Genomic DNA, 4,624 nt, shown 5'->3' on the forward strand with positions numbered 1-4,624 from the left:
ATTTATTATGGGCTCGAGGACAAACCTTATGCGATCGTGCCCAACGATGCCGGAGAAATCGGCTCCCCGGTCGGCGATGATGAAACCATCGTCCATTACGACGGCCAAGGCGGGGTGCCCGTCGATTCGCTATGGCACAAGTTGCTGTTTTCCATGCATTTCAAGGACCGCAACATTTTCTTTACCGCCAAGACCAACAATCGCAGCCGCCTGCTCTTTCGCCGCAACATCCTGGATCGGATCACCCACATCACCCCATTTCTGAAACTCGACGAGGATCCGTACATCGTCTCGACCGCCGACGGTCTGTTCTGGATCCAGGATGCCTATACGACGGCCGACAACTATCCACTGGCCCCGGCGGTCGAGCAGGGATTCAACTACATTCGCAACGCGGTAAAAATCGTCGTGGATGCCTACCACGGCAAGGTCGTCTACTACGTTGCCGACAGCACCGACCCCATCATCAACGCCTATCGCCGTATGTATCCCGGGGTTTTCCGGCCGCTGGCGGAGATGCCCCCGGACCTGAAAAACCACATTCGCTACCCCCGGGATATTTTTTTGACCCAGGTCGCCGTCTATGCCAAATATCACCAGCAGGATCCGGAACGATTCTATCGTCAGGAGGATATCTGGGAATTTTCGAAAGTTCCCCAGGGCCGGGATCTGGTCCCGGCCAACCCCTACTACCTGACCCTGGATCTGATTGAACCGGGCCGGGATGATTTCCTGTTATTCATGCCCATGGCGCCCTTCGGCCGCGACAACCTTCGCGCACTGATCATCGCCGGCAGCGACGGCAACAGCTATGGAAAAATATTCGCTTACCGGTTTCCAAGGAATCAGCAGGTATATGGTCCCGCCCAGGTCCATTCCCTGGTCAACCAGGACATCGTCATCTCCGAACAGTTTACTCTCTGGGATCAGGAAGGGTCCGAAGTGCTCCTGGGCAAAATGATCATCGAACCCACCGCCGGTTCACTGCTTTACATCCAGCCGGTTTACCTCCAGGAGGAGGGCGCCTTGAAGATCCCGCAACTGAAACGCTTGATCATGGCATTGGACGATGCCGTTGTCATGGCGCCCAGTTTAGAGGAAGCCGCGGTAATGCTGGAAGCGGAACTGGCGCGAAAATCGGTCCGCAGGGATCGGAACGCGCAGACACGGCCGCGCCCCGGCATGGACAACGGTTCGCCGGCCGACGAAAACACAACCCCACCCGCGCCGGCGAAGCGTTTGAAAGCGCCTGCAAACCAGCCGTCGGAGCCGGAGGAAAAAGAAAGCGGCAACATCCCGGCTGCCGCTGACACGTAACGGAGGGTGAATCCATGACCAAACGCATTCTTGTCGGCCTCGGAGGAACCCCGTTTACCGTGGTAGCCGTGAAACGAGCCGTTGAACTGGCACAAGCCCACGACGCGCACCTGACGGGGGTCACCATCGTCGACCTGGATCGACTGCAAAAGGTCGGCCCCGTGCCCCTTGGCGGTGCAGCCTATGCAAAGCGCATGGCCCAGCAGCGCATCGAGGTAACCCGGGAGCGCGTGGAAGAAGCCGTCGCTGCGTTCGAGGTCGCCTGCGCAAAAGGCAGTGTGAAATATATCGTCGAGCGTGAAACCGGCAATCCATTCGACCTGATGATATCCCATGCGAGATATCATGACCTAACCATATTCGGATTAAAGAGTCTGTTCGATTACGGCATCACGGCGGAACCAAAGGACTCGCTGATCCGATTGGTCTCCCAGGGGGTCAGACCGATTCTGGCGGTCTCGCCCCAATTTCGTACCATCCGCAAAGCCCTCGTAGCCTTTAGTGGATCCATGGAGTCGGCCAAGGCCATGCGACGCTTCGTGCAGATGCGCCTGTGGCCAGATGTGCACATTGACATCGTCAATTTTTCCACGGATACCGCCCAGGGAAAGGACCTGTTGGTTGCCGCCGCCGAATACTGCCGCGCCCACGGGTATGAAACCGAGACGCGGATGGTGGATGAAGACCCCGATGCAGGCATCCTGGCCCACGCTCGGCAAACGGATTCGGATATCATCGTCATGGGTAACAGCGTTCGCAGCCTGATGTTTCGTAAGATTTTGGGTAGCACGGCGCTGGCCACCATCCAAAATGCCGACCGGCCATTGTTCCTAGCCCAGTAATGAATCAGCGGACGCCGCGCAGGATGCCGGCGAATCCTAAAACCGTGGATTCGAAGGCTATCGCTTAAAATAGGATACCAACCATGACGCGCAAGGATTCCATAGTTATCGGCAGGTTGACGGCGCTGCTGCCGCTGATGATCTTTGCCGGATTGTGCATCCAAGTGCCGGCGGCAGTCAACGGCAACGCCGTTTTCTGGTCTTGGAAATGGGTTCCCGGAATCGGGGTCAACCTCGACGTGGCCGTGGATGGATTGAGTGTGCTGTTCGGCCTGATCATTACCGGCACCGGTGTTTTCGTGGTTCTTTTTTCAGCCGACTACATGGCCAGCCACCGGCATTACGCCCGATTTTTCGCCTTTCTACACCTGTTTCTGCTGGCCATGCTGGGGCTGGTGCTGGCAGATAACCTGATCAGCCTGTTCGTCTTCTGGGAGCTGACCACGCTGTTGTCGTACCTGCTGATCGGCTTCGACAACGGCAACGAAAGCGCCCGCAGGTGTGCCCGTCAGGCACTGCTGGTCACCGGCGCCGGCGGTTTGGTATTGCTCATCGGGTTCCTGATGATCGGGGGAATCGTCGGAACCTATCGGCTATCCGACCTGGCCGGGCAGGCCCAACTGCTCCAGCGGCACACGCGTTATCTGCCGGTCCTCGCGATGGTTCTCATCGGCGCCTTCACCAAGTCCGCCCAATTCCCGTTTCATTTCTGGCTGCCCAACGCCATGGCCGCACCGACGCCAATCAGCGCATTTCTGCATTCGGCAACCATGGTCAAGGCCGGCATTTACCTGCTGGCCCGGTTTCATCCGGTGCTGGGTGGAACGGAGGCGTGGATGGGCACGTTGGTCGTGGTCGGCGGGGGGACAGCACTGCTGGGGGCCGTCCTGGCTGTCGGACAGTCGGATCTCAAACGCATGCTGGCCTATACCACCATCATGGCTTTAGGCATCCTAGTGATGTTTCTGGGTGGCAAGACCACACCGGCACTCACCGCCGCGATCACCTTTCTGCTGGTTCATTCCCTTTACAAATCCGCCCTCTTTTTAGTGGTTGGCATCATCGACCACGAGGCCGGAACCCGCGAGATCGAGCGCATCGGCGGGTTGATTCGCAGCATGCCCATCACCACCTTCGGCGCAGCCACCGCAGCCATGTCCATGGCTGGCTTTCCGCTGTTCCTGGGGTTCATCGGCAAAGAAATCATGTACGCAGGCGCCTTGACCGAAGAGATGTTCCCGGTTTTTGCCACCACTGCGGCAGTGCTGTCCAACGCCCTGATGGCCGCCGTTGCCGGCATGATTGCGATCCGACCGTTTTTAGGGCGACCGCGACAGACGCCCAAGCCTTCCCACGAGGCACCCGTCGGCATGTGGCTGGGCCCGGCGGCTATCGGCGCACTGGGTTTGATCTTCGGCCTATTCCCCGGCTGGGTCGGACGCTGGCTGGTGGAGCCAGCTGTTTTTGCATTCCATCCGACCGTCGAACAGATTCAACTGAAGCTGTTTCACGGATTCAACGAACCGCTGCTGCTGAGCCTACTCACCCTGACTCTGGGTTCAGGCGTCTATCTGGCCAGGCGACCGATACGACGCTGGACGGCTGAACGGGTGGATAGGCTGCCCGTCAATGGAGACCGGTTATACGAAATGGGAATGACCGCCACGGCGCAAACCGCTGCAAGGCTGACCCGCTTTTTCCAAAACGGCTCGCTGCATCGCTATCTGCTGACGATCATCGGCGTGTTCACACTGGCCACCGCCGGCACCTGGATCTTGAACGCCACAACACCCCCCGGTCCGCTGCGCCTGCCCGTTCTGCCGATGGCCCAATGGCTGCTGGTAGCCCTGATGGCGGCCGCGGTTGGCGTCGTGATGGCGGCCCGTTCACGGATATTGGCCATTTGTGCCCTGGGCGTGATCGGTTCCGGTGCAGCACTCATCTTTCTGGTCTACGGCGCACCGGATCTGGCCCTGACCCAACTGCTGGTTGAGACCCTGACGCTGATCATCGTTGCCGTCGTCCTGCTGCGCCTGCCGCCGCTTGATCAAACATCCACGGCCCATCCACCCGGGCGCTGGTTGGATGCCCTGGTCGCCGTGGGCGCCGGCACGCTGGTCGCCGTGTTGACCTTGGCGGTCACCGACGGACCACTTGACCGGCAGCTGACCGTTTTTTTCGAACAAAACAGCGCGATTGCCGCCCACGGACGCAACATCGTCAACGTCATTCTCGTCGATTTTCGCAGCCTTGATACCCTGGGCGAGATCGTCGTGGTGGCCACGGCAGGTCTGGCCGGTTATTCCCTGCTGGCCAGACAAGGGAGGTAAACTTAATCATGCCGTCATTCATCCTGCGCGCGGCCAATCGTATCCTGGTCGGATTGATTCTTGTTTTCTCGGTCTACCTGCTCTTGCGCGGCCACAACGCACCTGGCGGCGGTTTTTCCGCTGCCCTGGTGGCCG

4 protein-coding genes are annotated in these 4,624 nt (G+C 59.2%); all 4 read left to right on the forward strand.

The window, feature by feature from the left end; all coding sequences use genetic code 11:
• The coding region (locus ABYV26_RS21340; RefSeq protein WP_372683380.1) for a UPF0182 family protein at positions 1-1,317 on the forward strand (1,317 nt) is incomplete at its 5' end.
• A 14-nt stretch (positions 1,318-1,331) separates the two neighbouring features.
• Positions 1,332-2,159 carry a universal stress protein gene (locus tag ABYV26_RS21345; protein WP_372683381.1) on the forward strand — a complete coding sequence of 276 codons (828 nt, stop codon included), beginning with the start codon at positions 1,332-1,334 and terminating at the stop codon, positions 2,157-2,159.
• Positions 2,160-2,242: 83 nt separating this feature from the next.
• Positions 2,243-4,489, forward strand: coding sequence for a hydrogen gas-evolving membrane-bound hydrogenase subunit E (gene mbhE / locus ABYV26_RS21350; protein WP_372683382.1), 2,247 nt, complete (start codon positions 2,243-2,245; stop codon positions 4,487-4,489).
• Between the two features lie 8 nt (positions 4,490-4,497).
• The coding region (locus ABYV26_RS21355; RefSeq protein WP_372683383.1) for an MnhB domain-containing protein at positions 4,498-4,624 on the forward strand (127 nt) is incomplete at its 3' end.

It is taken from the genome of Desulfosarcina sp. (assembly GCF_041551955.1).
Lineage (GTDB): Bacteria > Desulfobacterota > Desulfobacteria > Desulfobacterales > Desulfosarcinaceae > Desulfosarcina.

What these genes read in the sequence shown, in the direction of transcription:
- mbhE (WP_372683382.1), top strand. Translation starts at nt 2,243, where the DNA reads ATGACGCGCAAGGATTCCATAGTTATCGGCAGGTTGACGGCGCTGCTG.
- ABYV26_RS21345 (WP_372683381.1), top strand. Translation starts at nt 1,332, where the DNA reads ATGACCAAACGCATTCTTGTCGGCCTCGGAGGAACCCCGTTTACCGTG.